The organism is Pseudacidovorax sp. NFM-22, assembly GCF_021401245.1.
Taxonomy (GTDB): Bacteria; Pseudomonadota; Gammaproteobacteria; order Burkholderiales; family Burkholderiaceae_C; genus Xenophilus.
Map to the genome: position 1 here is coordinate 221,709 of NZ_JACBFY010000003.1, position 16,520 is coordinate 238,228.

15 protein-coding genes and 5 pseudogenes are annotated in these 16,520 nt (G+C 62.5%); 8 read left to right on the plus strand and 12 right to left on the minus strand.

What is annotated here, in order from left to right:
- Nucleotides 1-7 precede the first annotated feature (7 nt).
- The 4 genes and pseudogenes from L0984_RS11940 to L0984_RS29980 form a co-directional block, all read right to left on the minus strand.
- Nucleotides 8-1,105, minus strand: a complete 1,098-nt coding sequence (locus tag L0984_RS11940; protein ID WP_129243176.1) for a hydrogenase small subunit — start codon at nt 1,103-1,105, stop codon at nt 8-10.
- A gap of 768 nt (nt 1,106-1,873) precedes the next feature.
- Nucleotides 1,874-1,978, minus strand: a pseudogene (locus L0984_RS11945) (multicopper oxidase domain-containing protein); the annotation flags it as partial.
- Between the two features lie 4 nt (nt 1,979-1,982).
- A pseudogene (locus L0984_RS29975) lies at nt 1,983-2,117 on the minus strand (IS3 family transposase); the annotation flags it as partial.
- A 17-nt stretch (nt 2,118-2,134) separates the two neighbouring features.
- Nucleotides 2,135-2,350 carry a transposase gene (locus L0984_RS29980; protein ID WP_129243174.1) on the minus strand — a complete coding sequence of 72 codons (216 nt, stop codon included), beginning with the start codon at nt 2,348-2,350 and terminating at the stop codon, nt 2,135-2,137.
- 111 nt (nt 2,351-2,461) lie between these two features.
- On the opposite strand from L0984_RS29980, the gene L0984_RS11950 reads away from it, so the two are divergent.
- A complete protein-coding gene (locus L0984_RS11950; protein ID WP_129243172.1) occupies nt 2,462-3,352 on the plus strand; it encodes a LysR family transcriptional regulator in 891 nt (296 codons plus the stop codon).
- Between the two features lie 62 nt (nt 3,353-3,414).
- Here L0984_RS11950 and L0984_RS11955 read toward each other — a convergent pair.
- Together L0984_RS11955 and L0984_RS11960 are read right to left on the minus strand one after the other, a co-directional pair.
- Nucleotides 3,415-3,582 (minus strand): annotated as a pseudogene (locus tag L0984_RS11955) (IS3 family transposase); the annotation flags it as partial.
- A pseudogene (locus L0984_RS11960) lies at nt 3,567-4,661 on the minus strand (MFS transporter); the annotation flags it as partial. The pseudogenes L0984_RS11960 and L0984_RS11955, both read right to left, overlap by 16 nt.
- A 150-nt stretch (nt 4,662-4,811) precedes the next feature.
- On the opposite strand from L0984_RS11960, the gene L0984_RS11965 reads away from it, so the two are divergent.
- The 4 genes and pseudogenes from L0984_RS11965 to L0984_RS11980 all read left to right on the plus strand — a co-directional run.
- Entirely contained in the window at nt 4,812-5,123 is a 312-nt protein-coding gene (locus L0984_RS11965) for an ArsR/SmtB family transcription factor (protein WP_129243170.1), read from the plus strand.
- Between the two features lie 22 nt (nt 5,124-5,145).
- Nucleotides 5,146-5,673 carry a rhodanese family protein gene (locus tag L0984_RS11970; protein WP_129243168.1) on the plus strand — a complete coding sequence of 176 codons (528 nt, stop codon included), beginning with the start codon at nt 5,146-5,148 and terminating at the stop codon, nt 5,671-5,673.
- A 166-nt stretch (nt 5,674-5,839) separates the two neighbouring features.
- Nucleotides 5,840-6,742 carry an MBL fold metallo-hydrolase gene (locus L0984_RS11975; protein WP_165360264.1) on the plus strand — a complete coding sequence of 301 codons (903 nt, stop codon included), beginning with the start codon at nt 5,840-5,842 and terminating at the stop codon, nt 6,740-6,742.
- Nucleotides 6,743-6,918: 176 nt separating this feature from the next.
- Nucleotides 6,919-7,707 (plus strand): annotated as a pseudogene (locus L0984_RS11980) (IS110 family transposase); the annotation flags it as partial.
- A 115-nt stretch (nt 7,708-7,822) separates the two neighbouring features.
- Here L0984_RS11980 and mobH read toward each other — a convergent pair.
- Nucleotides 7,823-9,670 (minus strand): MobH family relaxase, encoded by a 1,848-nt coding sequence (mobH, locus tag L0984_RS11985; RefSeq protein ID WP_129243166.1) that lies wholly within the window; start codon nt 9,668-9,670, stop codon nt 7,823-7,825.
- Nucleotides 9,671-9,985: 315 nt separating this feature from the next.
- Between mobH and L0984_RS11990 the strand changes: the two genes are divergently transcribed.
- From L0984_RS11990 to L0984_RS12000, 3 genes are all read left to right on the plus strand, one after another.
- Nucleotides 9,986-10,612, plus strand: a complete 627-nt coding sequence (locus L0984_RS11990; RefSeq protein WP_003149774.1) for a hypothetical protein — start codon at nt 9,986-9,988, stop codon at nt 10,610-10,612.
- Nucleotides 10,613-10,624: 12 nt separating this feature from the next.
- Complete coding sequence (locus tag L0984_RS11995) at nt 10,625-11,257, plus strand: RES family NAD+ phosphorylase (RefSeq protein WP_003149772.1); 633 nt, start codon at nt 10,625-10,627, stop codon at nt 11,255-11,257.
- A 73-nt stretch (nt 11,258-11,330) separates the two neighbouring features.
- Nucleotides 11,331-11,690, plus strand: coding sequence for a DUF3742 family protein (locus L0984_RS12000; protein ID WP_003149770.1), 360 nt, complete (start codon nt 11,331-11,333; stop codon nt 11,688-11,690).
- A gap of 15 nt (nt 11,691-11,705) precedes the next feature.
- Here L0984_RS12000 and L0984_RS12005 read toward each other — a convergent pair whose 3' ends face one another.
- The 5 genes from L0984_RS12005 to L0984_RS12025 are packed head-to-tail and all read right to left on the minus strand — an operon-like array spanning nt 11,706 to nt 16,419.
- Nucleotides 11,706-13,253 (minus strand): conjugal transfer protein TraG N-terminal domain-containing protein, encoded by a 1,548-nt coding sequence (locus L0984_RS12005; RefSeq protein ID WP_004350620.1) that lies wholly within the window; start codon nt 13,251-13,253, stop codon nt 11,706-11,708.
- A gap of 15 nt (nt 13,254-13,268) precedes the next feature.
- Nucleotides 13,269-13,625, minus strand: coding sequence for a hypothetical protein (locus L0984_RS12010; RefSeq protein WP_003149767.1), 357 nt, complete (start codon nt 13,623-13,625; stop codon nt 13,269-13,271).
- Nucleotides 13,622-15,016 (minus strand): integrating conjugative element protein, encoded by a 1,395-nt coding sequence (locus tag L0984_RS12015; RefSeq protein ID WP_003149765.1) that lies wholly within the window; start codon nt 15,014-15,016, stop codon nt 13,622-13,624. The genes L0984_RS12010 and L0984_RS12015 overlap by 4 nt, the downstream gene beginning before the upstream one ends.
- Before the next feature lie 9 nt (nt 15,017-15,025).
- The gene (locus L0984_RS12020) at nt 15,026-15,976 is read right to left on the minus strand and encodes a TIGR03756 family integrating conjugative element protein (RefSeq protein WP_004350617.1); all 951 of its coding nucleotides are present in this window, start codon (nt 15,974-15,976) and stop codon (nt 15,026-15,028) included.
- On the minus strand, nt 15,973-16,419 hold the full coding sequence (locus tag L0984_RS12025) for a TIGR03757 family integrating conjugative element protein (RefSeq protein WP_004350615.1): 447 nt from the start codon (nt 16,417-16,419) through the stop codon (nt 15,973-15,975). The genes L0984_RS12020 and L0984_RS12025 overlap by 4 nt, the downstream gene beginning before the upstream one ends.
- Nucleotides 16,420-16,520 lie beyond the last annotated feature (101 nt).

A 16,520-nucleotide genomic window follows, 5' to 3' on the forward strand; every position in this document is an offset into this window, starting at 1 on the left:
GGTCGTGTCAGTGGTTGGCGGGTGTCTTCTCGCCAGCATTGGGGTTGCGCGCGTTGTCGCGGGCGCGCTTGGCCACCGAGATGGCGGCGTGCGCCGCCACGGCCGCCCCCACCACGCCGGCGGCGGTACCACCGATCTGGTCGGCATTGGCCTCGATGCCGAAGGCGTGGATGTCGGTCAGGCGGTCGTAGAACGAGCCCTTGTCCCAGAAGCCGTCTTCGGAGCACCCAATGCAACCATGGCCAGCCTTGATCGGGAAGCTCGTTCCCTCGTTCCACTGCACGGTGGAGCAGGCATTGTAGGTGGTCGGACCTTTGCAGCCGACCTTGTAGAGGCAGTAGCCTTTGCGCGCAGACTCGTCGTCCCAGGCTTCGACAAACTGTCCGGCGTCGAAGTGCGGCCGGCGGTAACACTTGTCGTGGATGCGCTGGCTGTAGAACATCTTGGGGCGGCCCTGGCGGTCCAGCTCGGGCACGCGGTCGAAGGTGAGCATGTAGGTAATCACGCCCGTCATCACTTCGGGGATGGGCGGGCAGCCCGGCACCTTGATGATGGGTTTGTCGGTGATCACCTTGTGGATCGGCGTGGCCTGCGTCGGGTTCGGCTTGGCCGCCTGCACACATCCCCACGACGCGCACGAGCCCCAGGCGATGATGGCCTTGGCGTCTTTCGCCACATGCTTGAGCTTTTCGACGAAGGGTTTGCCCGATTGGATGCAAAACATGCCATCTTCGTTCAACGGTGGGTTGCCTTCCACGGCGAGGATGTATTGGCCTTTGTATTTCGTCATGATCTCTTCAAGGATCGCCTCGGCCTGGTGGCCGGCGGCGGCCATGAGGGTGTCGTCGTAGTCCAGCGAGATCATGGACAGCACCACGTCTTTGGCCAGCGGGTGCGCGCTGCGGATGAAGCTCTCGGTGCAGCAGGTGCACTCCAGACCGTGCAACCACAGCACTGGCGTGCGGGGCTTGTTCTCCATGGCGTGCGCGATCTGCGACACGAAAGACGGCGCCAGGCCCAGCGAGGTGGCCGTGAGCGAGCAGTATTTGAGAAAGCTGCGGCGCGAAATGCCTTTGCGGCGCATGACCTCGTAGAAGGTTTCCATGACGGGTTGTCTCCGGTGTCTTGTTGTGGGCGAGGGATAACACGCTGATTTGCTAGCCGCGTCTCAGTCCGCTCAATGGCTGATCATAGCAAGTTGTGTGCCAGACCGGCCCATAACCGGGAATACCCTAGGGGATGTGTTTAAGTGGTTGTTTTCAAAGGGAGGAAATGCGTGCCGTGATTGATCTGGAGCAAAGCCAATCGTTGAAATGAAAGAGATTCTTTCGATTAATCAATCAATATGAAATGTAATGTTCCGCATGGTCGACGGCACAACTTCACGCCACGTACCTCCTACACTGGCCGCCGCGGATTTTCCGCGGATAAAACAATTGGAGCGGTTTTTGAAAAAACGTTGATCGTTGCCGCCGTTGTCATCAATCTCGTTGGCCTGCACCCCTGCGCCACCGTCACAGTATGGGCGACGCCAATCAGGACGCAGTAGCCAAGACGTTTGCCGCGCCAAAGGACAAGCGGCTGTGTAGATCTATCGCAATGAGTCGATGGACGCGGCGGTGAAGATGGATGTCGAACTCGACGGTAAACCGCAGGGGCAGACCGCTATAACGACGCTCCTCTGCAAGGAAGTCGCGTCTGGCAAGTGCGTTGTTGTCTTTCACTGAAAACTGACCCAAAGGGGGGGCGTCCGCCCCCACCCACTTTAAAGCAATGCAAGTCCTGCCGGATGGGCTTCATTGGCCCTAAACACTAAGATTCCGACACTCCCGGCGCAGCAGCCAGTTGTCGATATCTTCGTTCTCGGCGTCCGTCTTACTTCGCGGAACATGCCCATCTCCATGTCGTACAGGAGGTGGCAGTGGTACGCCCAGCGCCCGAGAGCATCAGCCGTAACCCGATAACTGCGTTTGGAGCCCGACGTACCGATAGCAGGCTTGGCTGACCTTAAACGCTTCGCAGGCTAGCCGGATCGATACGCCGAGATCTTGCACGGCACATCGGGCCATCTCACGGCGGCGACATGGCCTCACCACTTTTTCGAGCGCCTCCGTCACGATCTCAGCCTTGAGCCTCACCTCGACGTACATCTAGTGCCGCCGCGCGGTCTTGGCCCCCTCCTTCTTCGCACCATCGGCGACACGTCCATGCCTCCGTACTGGGAACGCGACTTGTAGAAGGTTGCCGAGCTGATGCCCAACTTGCAACACAGTTCAGGCTGCGCAAGGCCAGTTTCCACGCGATTGGTAACTTCGATGATCTGGCTGTCTGTGGATCTTGACTTCTTCATGCTGGAGAACTCCTCAATGAGAAAATTCTACTACTGGCTGCAACGCTATTGCGGGGGGTACCGCCGCGGGATTTTTTATGACTTTACATACGATCTGGGAGCGATGCCTACATGGAGCTGCGACACCTTAAGTGCTTTCTGGCCTTAGCCGAGGAGTTACATTTCACCCGCGCCGCTGAACGACTACATATCGAGCAACCCCCGCTTTCACGGGCCATCAAGGAGCTTGAAGACGAGATGGGCGTGATCCTCTTCGACCGAGATCGGCGTGGAACACAGTTGACGCCTGCCGGCTCGGCTTTCTTGCTCGACGTGCGCAGGCTGTTCACCGTTTTGGAGCAGGCTTCGGAAAACGCCAAGGCTGTCGCAGCCGGTCTGAAAGGGTGCCTGCGCATCGCCATATCTGATGGTTCGGTCGATCGGCGACTGTCTTCGTTCCTCGCCCGTTGCCGTGAAGAAGAACCCGAGATTGAAATACGACTCTCCGAGGTTCCCCTGGCTGAACAGTTGCGTGGCCTACGATCCGGTAATTTCACGATAGGGTTCGCGCACACGGCCGATGTGGGAGAAGGCATTGTCACCGAACCAATCTGGCAAGACCCGTTGATGATTGCGGTGCCTGCCCGCCACGAGTTGCTTGCCCACAAGGCGATTCCGCTTCACAAGCTTGGAGATCATCCCCTGATCTTTTGCGACCCTCAAGTGTGCGAAGGGTACTGCCGTGAACTGACTCGCCTTCTGCGACCACTGGAGCGAGAGCCGAACATTGTCGAGCACGCATCCTCTCTGGACATGATGCTCACCTTGGTAGGCGCCGGCTATGGCATAGGCTTCACCACGGCCGCGAGAATTGCCACCAGTCAGCGTTCAGATGTCGTCGCCCGACCTTTGGCAGTGGATTCGGCCATCATCACAACCTACTTGCTGCGCCTAAGCGACGACGATTTGTCGCCGCCGCTAGAGCGGTTTATCGCCCGGCTACGCTCGCAAACGGAAGTATGAGGTGCTCTCTCAGCGCCTGCATCTTGCTTGGCTGATGCGCCAACACTGAATCCCCCAGTATCCTAGACACTGGCGAGTCTCTCAAAGTACTGCTTCTCGTAGTCTACCGGCGAAAGCCAGCTATTGTAACCGTAGCGATGCTTCGGGATGTAAAACATCTGGATATAGTCGAACACGTTCTGCCGGGCACTGCAGTTGTAGATCTTCCGCCTGATCCGGGCCCGAAAGAGGCTGCGGCCACAGTGCCGAACACCAGGAAATCGTTGAGTGCCTGCACCTTGGCACGTTCGGGCGCAGCGTAGCAGTCGGTCACCAGGGCCGTCGCGCCGATAAAGCCGAAATTCCAGCCCACGCCCAGCAGGATCAGCGAGCCCCAGAAGTGCAGAAGTTCGAGCCCGGCCAAGGCCAACAGGCCCGAGGCCCCAATCAAAACCAGTCCGCACGCCGTGATGGCGATCTTGCCGAAACGCGCGATCTGGCGGCCGGTGAAGAAACTCGGCGCGAACATGGCCAGCACGTGCCACTGGATGCCCAGCGCCGCCTCGCCCACGGTGTGGCGGCAACCCACCATCGCCATCGGCGCGGCGGTCATGATGAAGGCCATCAGGCCGCAGGACACGATGCCCGCCGGGACGGCCACGACGAAACCTGGACTGCGCGCGATCACCGCCAGCGGGCGCGCTGGGCCTGCGACGGCGGCCGGCTGGGGTGGCGGCATGCGCAGCATTAGCAACAGCGGCAAGGCCAGCAGCGCCAGGCCTGCCTGCCCCAGGAAGCTGCCAGCGAACGGCGCCATGGGCCAGGCGTCGCGCGTCCAGATGACGACCTGCGGGCCAATAACCGCGGCGATCAGGCCGCCGATCATGATGCGCGAGATGACGGTGGGGCGCTGCGGCGGCGGCACCGCATCGCTGGCCGCGAAGCGGTAGCTCTGCACGCTCGCACCGTAGAAGCCGGCCATCGCCGTGCCCTAGCAAAAGGTCTCGAAGCTGCCCCATAGCGCGTCCAAGGCAGCGATTAGCCCGGAAATCGAACCCAGCAGCGCCCCCAACGCGTAGGCCGCACGCCGGCCCAGACGAAGCATCAGCAGGGCCGCAGGAATGGTCGAAAGCGCCAACCCCAGGTTGTAGAGGTTGACCGGCAGTGTGGCCAGCGAAAGGGTACTGGCCAGCATCTGGCCCACGATGCCGCCCGGCGAAATGATGATGGGTGGCGCGGCGTCGCCCAGAGATTGGGCGGCCATTAGCAGTCCCACCTTGCGGCGAGCATCTGTCGCAATTGGCGGTGGCAGCAAAGCAGGTGGAGTCATGAAGGAATCAGGAATGTGCTGTCAGGCGAACCCACACCTCAGCATGAGAACACCGGCCGGAAGACCTGCTGCACTTCCTACCTCGGAGGAAGTGCCTTGACCTATTTATTAGTTTATACTACATTAGATAAACATTAAATACAGGCTACCATGACGGTTGACAAGAAGGATCAGTCGTTTCTACAGGACGGCGCGACCAAGGCCACGGGCATGCTGCGGGCAGTCGGCAATGAGCATCGTCTGCTCGTTCTCTGCCTGCTGATCGAGCATGGCGAGATGACCGTCGGCGCCCTGCACGAAAACGTGGCGCTGAGCCAGTCCGCCTTGTCCCAACACCTGGCCAAGATGCGCGAGGAAGGTCTCGTGACCTACCGGCGCGAGTCGCAGACCCTACACTACCGTATCGACAACCCCGACGTGGCCAAGCTCATCGCCACGCTCAAGGCCATCTTCTGTCCCTGATCCACCCTCGGAGGCCATTGCCATGTCCCTGAAATCCATCTCGCCCCAAGCTGCCAGCGAACTCATGAACCAGGGTGCCGTTCTGGTGGACATCCGTGCGGCGGACGAACATGCCCGTGAGCGCATCGCGCAGGCACGCCATGTGCCGATGGACCGCTTGCGAAGCGGCGGCCTGCCGCTCGACGGCGCTTCGGCAATCATCTTCCACTGCCGCTCGGGCAACCGGACGCGGGTGAACGCCCCGACGCTGGGGGCATGCACGGCCTGCGAGGCCTACGTGCTTGAAGGCGGGCTGGACGCCTGGAAGAAGGCCGGCCTGCCCGTCGTGGCGGACGCCTCTCAACCCCTGGAGCTGCAACGGCAGGTGCAGATCGCGGCGGGGTCTTTGATCGTGCTGGGTACAGTGCTGGGCGCCACGGTCTCGCCTTGGTTCCATGTACTTTCGGGCTTGGTGGGCGCTGGGCTGGTCTTCGCCGGTGTCTCGGGGTTCTGCGGGCTTGCGCGCCTGCTGATGCACATGCCCTGGAACCGCCGCGCGCTGGCTGGCTGAGCCTACGGGTGGAGCAGAGATTTCTCCACTCGGCCGTCGGCCGGTAAGAACATGCAACGGCAAGATCTTTTAATTTTGAGTTAATCCCGCGCGAACACCATCTGAAATTAGAGAACGACCGACAAAACATCCGACCAAAAGGAGCTTGGATGAAATCAAGCGGGTCATGCTTCAGCGAGGCAAAGGCACCGTGAAAATCGAGCCCTTCTTTGATAAGGACAGCAGCACCTTCAGCTACATCGTGCTGGACACAAAAAGCGGTCATTGCGCCATCATCGACAGTGTGCTCGGTTACGACCCCAAGTCCGGCTGCACCTCGCGCGCCGGTGCGGATCACATCGCTGAGCGCGTGCGAGAACTAGGGGCGAGCGTCCAGTGGATTCTGGAGACGCATGTGCACGCCGATCACCTGAGTGCGGCGCCGTATCTTCAGTCGCTCCTGGGTGGACGAATCTGCATCGGGGCGAACATCCGCGCCGTACAGCAGGCGTTCGGCCAGCTCTTCAACGCAGAGCCGGAGTTTGCACGTGACGGCCGGCAGTTCGATCGTCTGTTCGAGGACGGCGAGACCTTCATGCTCGGTACGCTGCGGGTGCAGGCCATGCACACCCCCGGCCATACTCCCGCCTGCATGACCTATGTAGTCGAGAACAACGCGACACCTAACGCGCCTGCCGCGGCCTTCGTGGGTGACACGCTGTTCATGCCCGACTATGGTACGGAGCGCTGCGACTTTCCTGGTGGCGACGCGCGCACGCTGTTCCGCTCGATCGGCCGCGTGCTGTCGCTGCCGCCGGACACCGTGCTCTACATGTGCCACGACTACCGTCCCGGCGGGCGCGAGCTTCAATGGAAGACCACGGTGGCCGAGGAACGTGCGCACAACATCCATGTGCGCGACGGCATCACCGAGGAGGACTTCGCGGCCACGCGCGAGCAGCGCGATGCCACGCTCGCCATGCCCGTGCTGCTGCTTCCTTCGGTACAGGTGAACATGCGGGCCGGCCAACTGCCCCCCGCAGAATCCAACGGCATCCACTACCTCAAGATTCCCATCGATGCGCTGTGAGGGCGCCGAGCGACTGCGGGGACAATTTCCGGCAAGGAGAAATGGTATGGACGCCTCCCACCGGTGAGCGGTGATGGCCTTGAAAGAAGTTAAGAAGGGCGAACCCTCACAGGCCGACAGCACCAAAGTGCTCAAATGGGAAATACAGGGTTTTCCAAGCCACCGGAGGATCCGTCATGAAGCTTACGCCAGTGAGTATAGACATTGCAAAAAGCGTTTTCCAAGTGCATCACGTGGATGAAGGGACAGGAGAAATCGTGAATAAGCCGATTAAGCGAGCGAAGTTCCTTGAGTACTTCGTGAATCGAATGCCTTGCCAGATTGGCATGGAAGCGTGCGGTGGAGCTCATCACTGGGCGAGGCAGCTTACCAAGATGAGGCATCAGGTGAAGTTGATGCCAGCGGAATATGTGAAGGCGTTCAATATCCGGAGCAAGAATGACGCGACTGACGCGCGAGCGATCTGGCTGGCGGTGCAACAACCTAGCAAAGCAGTCGCAGTGAAGACAGAAATGCAGCAAGCGATGCTGGCGTTGCATCGAGTACGTGAGCAATTGGTGAAGTTTCGCACGATGCAAGTCAATTCATTGCGAGGATTGTTGACGGAATATGGTGAGGTCATGGGCAGAGGACGAGCGGCGCTTGATAAGGCCATACCCGAGATTCTTGGACGGATCTCTGAGCGATTGCCTGCAGTATTGGCCGACACCCTTCGCGAGCAATGGAACGGGCTTGCAATGTTAGACAAGCAAATTGCTGATATCGAACGCAGGATGCGCGAATGGGCCAAGGAAGATAAAGCGGTGAAGGCAATCAAGGAGATTCCTGGTGTTGGGTTGCTGACCGCAACGGCAGCGGTGGCAATGATGGGCGAGGCGAAGGCCTTCAGGTCTGGGCGTGAGTTTGCGGCGTGGGCTGGGCTTGTGCCACGGCAGACGGGTTCGGGTGGCAATCCGTTCCTATATCGCCAGAACACTTGAAACCCCTTCGCAAACGGGAGGCGTCCATATAAATGAAATGATCCCCGTGTCCCAAGTCCTTTTAATGACATGCGCGATGGTGTGCGTCAGTCCGGGCAAATCAATGATTGCCGACCTGCTGCGTGCCTGGCTCAGTGAGCGACAGATAGGGGTTATTCGGCGGTACTTCCGCGAAAATCTCATTGGCCTGATCCAGCAGGTAGCCATGCAGGCGCCGCGTCTTACGCGGCCCTGAAACCTTGCATGTCCAGACGTTCAGCCCGTTCGGCTGCTTACGATGCACCTGAAGCTTCTCAAAGCACTTCTGCACCCACCGCCACTCGGGCAAATCCGCCTGTTTCGCCAGTACCGCGACCTGCGGGTGCTCCTGAGCATACCGCTGAAAAATCCCCGGGCTGACCAGGTATGCGGTATCTGCGACGGTATGCACGAGTGCCCTCGCGTCGTTGATGACCAGCTTGTGTGTCTGGAGGCGATTGCGCAGCCAGGCAATGAAGTGCTCTCCCGAGAGGGGCGGTGCGTGTTCGGCGGATAGCGCGGCCATATTCTCGGCGTCTGCCGGCGGATCGAATGTATCCTGCTTGGCTGCCCGGGCCGGGCTGGCGGGCTCGTTCAGCGCGTCGGCGCCGGGAGCGCCATTCACGCTCTCCAATAGGCTCAACATCGCGTCTACACCGTCGGCAGGCTGGGTCGCTGGGTCTTGAGGCTGGGGTGTTGCCGAATGGTCTTTATCCCCCGCAGGTGACAACGAGTCGGTCACTGGCGTGGTTGGCGGTGGCTCTGCTACAGGCGCATCGCCACTTTGTGGCATCACAGCCCCGGCGAATGGGTAAGGCCGCTCGTGGGCCTCCCAGATCGACGCCGGCGCCAGGCGCAGCAGCGTGAAGGCGTGCGACCAGCCGCTGTCACTGGTGACGGTGGCCCGCCAGATCGCCTTGCCGTCAGGCGTGGACAGCGCGATATCGTGGTCTTGGAGCACATCGAAGACGGCGGTGTTGCTACTGGGGATACCATCGATCCCTTGCGACAAGAGGTGCGCGCGCAGCTTGTCCGAGACCGTCTTGCTGACCAGCCAGAGCGCATCGTCCGTCAGCCAGCCGTCTGCGGGGCCCGCTTGGTTGAGCTTCAGTTCTTCGCGCAGCAGGTAGCGCAAGCCGGCCAGTAGTTTGCGCTGCAGCGCATGCTTTGGCACGGCCATGGCTTTGCTCGGGTCGCCACCAAGCGATTCAGACACTGATGCCTGATCGGCCTTGGTGACCAGCTCACCCAGCACTCCGGCGTGCTCGTACTGGCCGGCCAGCACGTACAGCAAAGGCCACCACAGATCCGGGTACTGGCTGAGCCAGTCCAGGATGTTGCGGTCAAGCACCCGAATATAGAGCAGCCCCGTGGCCGCACCGTGCAGCCGGTATTCACGGTCCTCGCGGTAGCGGAAGCGGTATGGCTGTTGCAGCGAACCATGCCAAGGGTGCCAGACACTGCCGTCAGCGTACTCGACGTGCAGGTCGACGGCGATCTTGCCAATGTCGTGGAGCAGCGCCGCATAGGCGGTTGCCGCTGTCCAGGCTTCCGACTGGGCTGCTTGGTCTTCCGGGGTTGCACCAGCCGGCAATAGATGGGACTGCCGCAGTTTCAGGCTGTAGGCGACGATCTCCAGGCCGTGGTCCAGCATGCCGCCCGGGTAAGCGTGGTGGTGGCTTTCGGAAGCGGGAAACTGCTGGACCAGCTCGGCGTAGCGTTCCAGCGGCGTGCGGTACAGGGTGGCGAACTGCTTGCGCGAGAGTGAGGTGCGCTGCCAGATATGTTCCAGCAGCTTCTGCCGGCGCGGGGTGGCCAGCAGCGATGCGGCCGACTCGGGCCGCATCAACCCTTTCGGGAGGTCGGATGCGGGTGGTGGCGTTGGAGCGGTAGCGACCGCGGGCCGTTTTCGCTGGAACAGGGAAAGCATGTGGGTGTCCTGATGACGGGCCGATCGGGAGGCCTTTTGGCCTTTTCGAGGTAGGGCCTTTCCCCTTGCACCCCGTTCCCTTGCCATTTCGGCCCTCTGGCCTTTCACCGTTTCTGTATAGCGGGGCACGGGATGCGATTCCAGCGTCAATGGGGAACTCGGTGGAATGGATTGGACGGCGAGCCGGTGCTGGTCGCGCTCTATGCTGAGTGGACGCCGCTTCCGCCGGGCAGGTTCTCGAAAGGCGACAAAGTTGACAAAAGCGACAATAGAGACTAGAGTGAATCCTGTCTCAAACCTGCCTGGGAGATCACCATGCCCAATGCCATTGAATTCATTGCCGATCGCCTGCCGCGCGTCACGGTGGAGGATGTGCGCCGCTTCGCGGATACCGTCGAAATCCGGGATGCGCCGGCTTTCGCGGCCGAGTTGCAGGCTTTCATTCACGAGCGCGTGGAGGCGGTGAAGCTGCCCGCCAACTTGGACGGAGAGACGGTGGGGCAGGCCCTGGCACGCAAGGCGGCCGCGCTGCGCACCGAAACGCGCTGGGCACCGACTGAAACCGACGTCCAGCGAGGCCGCGCCGTGTTGCTGGAAGCCTTCAACCAGCCGCATAACCTGCCGATCCCCGAGTACGCCAAGCTGGCGGACAAGTCGCGCCAGCAGATCTACAAGGACATCCTCGCCCGTCGGCTGTTGGCGCTGAACGTGGGGCCGCGCGGTCAGAAGCTGCCCGACTGGCAGCTCGACCCGGTAAAGCAGCAGTTGACCCAAACCGTGCTTCAGGAGGTCGAGGGCATCGACCCCTGGACGATCTACCGCGCGCTGTCCGAACCGCTCGAAGGCTTGGGCGGCCGCTCGCCGGTGGATGCGGTGACGCACAGCACGATCGATGACGTGGCCGATGCCGTGTTCAACGTACTGGGCGTTCAGGTGCATTGAAGCGAGATCGCCATGAGCCACGAGCTGCCTTCGTTCCTGATCGATGCCGGTGAACTGCTCCAGCATGTGAGCCGCGTCGTCTATCGGGGCAGCCCGCTGTACTATGGCCGCAGCAGCACCAATCGCTACGATGACCCGGCGCGGGCCTACGGCGTGCTCTACCTGGGGCGCGACCTGCCCACGGCGCTGATGGAGTCGGTGTTTCATAAGCACCAGTGGCTTGCGGACACGAAGCGCTCGATCGCGCTGAAAGAAGTCCAGGCCCGGATGGTGCGCGCAGTAGGCGTGATGGACGATGTGCTCTTGGCCGACCTCACGGCGCCGGGCGTCATGGCGGGCTACTTCGGCCTGAACCTGGAGCAGTTGGCCAGCCGCGACTACACGCACACGCAGCAAGTGTCCGCCCAGGTGCATGCAATTCTCGGAGACGACGGCCAAGCGCTGTTCGACGGGGTGCTCTATCCGTCGCGCAACAACTATCCCGCCAAGAGCATCGCCCTGTTCGAGCGTGCGGCAGCAAAGGTAGGCGTTGTCGATGACATCGACCTGGTGGACCATGTGGACTGGCCGCACTTCGTTGCCACGTATCGCGTCGACGTGGAGCCTGACCCCGGCCCGGTGGAACCGGATGACGAAGCGTCATGAAGCACTTTGAAGCCCGCAGCAGAATGAAATGGACCAAATTGGAATAGGCATCCCTCAGTAGCAGGAGACGACCATGAGCACCACGACCCGCATCAGCACTGCGGAACGCCTCGGCCGCGCCCTTGGCCGCGGGTGGCGCGCCTATGCGCGCAGCGAACGTCGGGCGTCGAACTGGTTGGTGTCCAAGGGTGTGCCGTTGGCTGCCGCCGCCGCGCTGCTGTGGGCCGGCAAACTGGCTGTCCTGGGGCTGCTGCTCTACGTTGCTTTCTGGCTGGCGTTGCTGCTGGTCGCGCTGGTGTTTGTGGCCCGGGGGCACGATACCGTCGAATGGGAGCCGCCCGAACCAGAGTGGCGGCACGGGCACGCCGGTTTTGGCCTCTATACCCACGATGAGTATCGGATAGATTCACATGATCCATCTGATGAGACCTAGCGAAGAAGCAAGGCACTACTTCCTCTTGCTGGGTGTCGATGCCCACTTCATAGCGCCGCCAAAGGCCATGTCGGCGGCTTTGCCGCCGGCCGCTTTGGCGCCTGCCGTACCAGCAGCAAGCCCTTGCAACATGCCCCCCACGGCGTAGCCCGCCCATCCCAAGGCGGTTACCCAGAACAAGGGCAGCACGATGAACATCGTCGCCATGACGAAATTCAACAGCATGTCTCCGAAGGCATTGTTGAGGCCCATGACCGGATCGAAATTCGTATGCGGCCGGTTCCATCCCCAGCCCCATCCGTAGAGCGCGTCCAGAATGGTGCTGTCGATCCAGCGCGCGAGTTGGAACCAGAAATCCACGAAGAACAGCGCAAACTGCACCACGCTGACCGTCACGAGTGTTTTCAGGTTGTAGGTGCTAACCATGAGCACCACCGGAATGCAGACAACCAGCGCCATCTTCAAGAGCGCCAGCACCATCGGAAGAGCCTGGCGCATTGCATCCATGGAGGGGAAGTAGCCCAGCGAGCCTACCGCCAGTCCTACGTCGGCCGCCGCCCGGGTGATGATGTTTGGGTCGGTCATTTCGATCTGGCCACCGTAGTCCGTATAGACGCTGCCTTGGTTCAGCTTCTGCTGTCGCGGTGACGCGATCGCGCGGATCACCGAATCGTCCACCTCGGCACGGCTCAGGAAGCCAGCCCAGCCCGCCAGGCGATTGAGCAGGCTCGGGTCCACCTGACCCAGCAAGCGTGCCCGCAGTCCATTGCTGCCATCGGCCCACCATTGCCTGCAGGTCGGATAGCCGCCGCCGCTGGCCACCTGCGCAAGCCCTGCGTCGCGCGTGCTGTCATAGGGCCAGTCCTCGCGCGGGGTGCTGGAACGGTATGTGTCGTAGTAGCCGTTCGTGTCCGTGAAGAAGCGTGAGCCGATCCAGGTTACGTCGTGCAGCTGCTGCTCATCGAGTTGAGGCCGCTGCATGAACAATTTCGCCCGCGCAGCCCCATAGCAATCCCGCGAGAAATCCGCTACTTCCTGAGCCAACACTGGGTCGTCAATGCGAGTCGCGTCGATCTCCATGCGCATCTGCCGCAGGTCCGTGCCGCACGGGATCGCTGCCACTGAAGCGCCCGTGACGGCGCGCGAGAGCGCGTGCATGAACGCCCACCACACCGGCACCTTCGCCGACTGGTTGTTGATGGTGCTGAAAGATTGCGACCAGCCGGTATTCGAGGGCTGCGGCACACTGACCTGGCATTGCGCCGAGCGCGAGCTGTCGTACTGGATGGTGTTGAGGTCCACGTCGATGAACGGGATGCCCGCGAACATCACCACCACGATGGCGACGAAGACCCGGTTCTCGATGCGGGCGGCGCTCAGCACGCCTTTATTGCCCTCGTCGGCGCCTTCTGCACGGGCCTTCAACCACTCCTGCACGATGATCGCCACGAAAGGCAGCGCGAAGACGCCGCTGGATACCAGCACGGCCCAGATGCCGTTGTTGACGATCCAGGACACCAGCGTAAGGTAATACTCCAGGTAGTCGGTCGTGAACAGAGTCATGGCCCGAATCTCCTCTCAGCCCTGCATCAACAGGCTGGCTTCCAGCGCCACGATGGCGACGACGCCTGCGATCTCGGTGCGCACCAGGCGGTGCCGCGCCTGGGCGTCGTCCTCACGTACCAGCAGCCGGCGGCGCATCCAGATCCACCCGTACACCGTCGCCCCGTATAGACACAGCCGCCACACGAATAAGTAACCCGCAGCGGCGGCGAGCCACCGCTCCCAGCCGGCAACGCTGCCGACCAGGTAGATGCCGGCGATGTTGGCCGCGACCGCGGCGGCAACGATCAGCACCGTCCACAGCAGCGCCTTCGCCGCGCGCCGGCTGAACAGCCAGCGCAAGGGGCGCCAAGTCATGCGCGCCGCGCTCATGGCCTGGCTCCTGGATTGCCCTTCTGCAACTGGTCGAGGCGGTCGGGTACCGGATCACCCTCGTAGATGCCGCGCGAGCCTGCCGCGCGCGTACCGTGCCGCTGGATGATGGCCATCGGTGAGTTGTTTGCCAGCTCGCGCCGAAGCTCCAGCTCCGTCTTCAGGTTGCGGATCTCCCGGTCGAGCGTGTCGCTCTCGTGGTTCACGGCCTTGACCGCGAGTTCGTTGGCTGCGACGTTGGGCTCCTTCTTGCCCGTGAGCAGCGTGCGCTGGAGCAGCAGCGCTTTTTCCAGCACCGACGACAGCGCCACCTCCGACGCGAGGCGCCGCGCCAGAAGGTCCTGGTCCGGCTCGTCGCGCAGCGCCTCGATCACGCCACGCGTGATTGGCAGCGACGTGCTGCCAGCCTCGCGCAGGTTCTCAAAGGTGGTAGTGCGCGTGCCGGAAACCAGCTCCTGAAGGACCTCCAGCTTCGCCTCGTACTCTTCCTGGATCAGCGGCGTCAGCCCGACGCCGGGCACCGTCTCGGTCTTGGTGCAGGAGTCGCAGGTGCGCTGCACCTGCTCTCCGAGGACCCGCGTGGCCCATTCGGTCGCCTGCTGCGGCGACGTCCAGGTCTGGCAGGACAGGCTCGCACAACTGGCGGACGCGATGGAGGATGTGTCCGTCACGCCACGACCGTTGACCAGGTTGTAGCCCGCGCGGGTGACGTCGCCGACCACCCGGATGGCGGACTGGCCTGCGCCACCAGCATTGCTGCCACCCACCCAGGGCACGCCGTCGTTGCCGCGGCGCGTCTCGGCCTGCTCGACGGCCGACACGGCATCGTTGCTGCCAACCGCGTCACGCAAGGCCATGCCTTCGGCCATCTGGCTCCAGCCAAGCTGGCCACCCGCTGTCTCGGCCATCTTCTCCGCCATGGCGCGGCACGTCAGCTTGGAGCGGTCGAAGTCCAGCCGCGCCTGCAGCACGCCGTTGGTCAGCAGGTTGTACAGGCCCGGATCGGCGCGCTGAATGATCAGCGCCGGCAGGGACGCTACCGCGCTGGTGGCGCTCTGGATTACGTTGCTCATGATCTGCTGAAAGCCGTTCGTGATGCCGTTGAGCTGATTGCGCAGCGTGGTCTGGATGCTCATGTCGCCGCAGATCAGGTTGCTGTTCCACCCCACACCGACCCCGATGGAGCGCATGCCGGCCGCGCGGCCCATGGACACCGCGCTGCCGCCGCCGATCGAGTACATGACGTCATCGCCAATGACGGGGCCGCTGTTCTGGTATCCGACCTGTGCCCACGCCAGGCCGCAGACCAGGGCGAGCGTGCCGGCCAGTGCCGTCGGGCGCAGCAGGCGGCACGCCTTGGTGGACAGGTTCTTCGGTTCAGGACGCTTCATCGTGGCACCTCAGAGGAAATCGACGCTGCCGAGGAACACCTGGCCCCGGCGTTCGCAGCACGCATACGGACGCCACAGCGCCCACGCGTAGTCGCCTTGCTGGGCTTGGGTCAGCGTGCCGCTGTGGGGGAACACCACGCAGGTGTTCGACAGGCGCGGCGTCAGTTCCTGCCACTTGCCGGTCGAGGCATCACCTTCCATCAGCGCGCCGGCCGGCCAGTAGCCATCACGCGCGTTGGCGAGCAGCGGCTGGTACACGTGCAACTGCCCGCGCCGCGTGACGACGTCACCGGCGCGCTGAGCCACGACCGCCCCGGATTTGTGGTCGTCGGTCTGGTGCAGGAAGCCGCCGCGCGGATAGACATTGCCCCAGAGGTTCATCGTGGTGCGCGCACCGACCTCGCGCCGGCCCGGGATCAGCGCCTCCGGGTAGGCCATCTCGGGCACGTTGTAGCGCCAGGCCAGCGTGTCCAAGGTGCTGAGCAGATACGGCATGAAGGCCGTTCCCGCGCCTTGGCAAAAATAGCCCGAGGACGAGGCGAACTGGTTGAACACCTCGCCGCCGGGATGGCCGATGACATCGGCGTTCTTGAATTTGGCGAGGTTGTTTTCGTGGTCTTCGTTGGTGGTGCCGTCGCCGCCTGCCTGGGCCGAGGCGTTCGGCATGCTCATCGCTCGCACTTCGACCCAGGGGTTCTCTCCGGTGTTGCTGTAGCTGGAGACGACCGCATCGGGGACGTAGTGCCGGACCTTGGTGGACGTGCGCACCGAGCAGCCGCCATAGGTGCAATACAGCCAGTAGCAGATGCCCACCACCCGGTACTCCAGGCAGTCCGGCGACATGACGGAGGACACGATGGTGACGGTGTTCAGGGCGTAGCTGCCCGTGGCGCTGACCAGCAGCAGCGAGGCCACGGCGACGCGCAGGCGGCGCAGCAGGTCGAATGGGCGATAGGTCACGGTTGCCTCCTCCGGTGCTGCTCGATGCAGGACACGGCCCGGGCCACGTCAGGCTCGCCATAGACCACATAGCGTTGGTCCACCACGACGGCCGGGATGGTCGTGACACCCAAACTCCATGCGTCGGTGATGCCCTGGTAGGCGGTGCCAATGCGGCGCTGAAGGTCGGTGCCGCCTTGGTTCAGGCGTTGCCGGACGATGGCTGCTGCGCGCTCGGGGTCGGCTGGCAGATCTGCGGAAAGCTCTGCTTCGAGCCCGGATGCCCGGTCCAGCTCGATCAGCCGCTCGCCGCCCATGGTCTTGACCGGGTGGCGGCTGTCGGTGACGACCACCACGTCGGCGGCGAACGCGGCCGGGCTGAATGCCGCGAACGACGCCGGCAGCACGATGGCCAGGCCAAGGGTTCGCCAGCCTGGTGCGAACCGGGTAAAAGCTCCTGGCATGTCTTGCACCCCGGAAGTTGATCAGGGCCATAGTCAAACGCCGAACCCCATGCGGCCCCAACAAACAATGCGCATCGCGGCCACCCCGCATACCTGCTTGT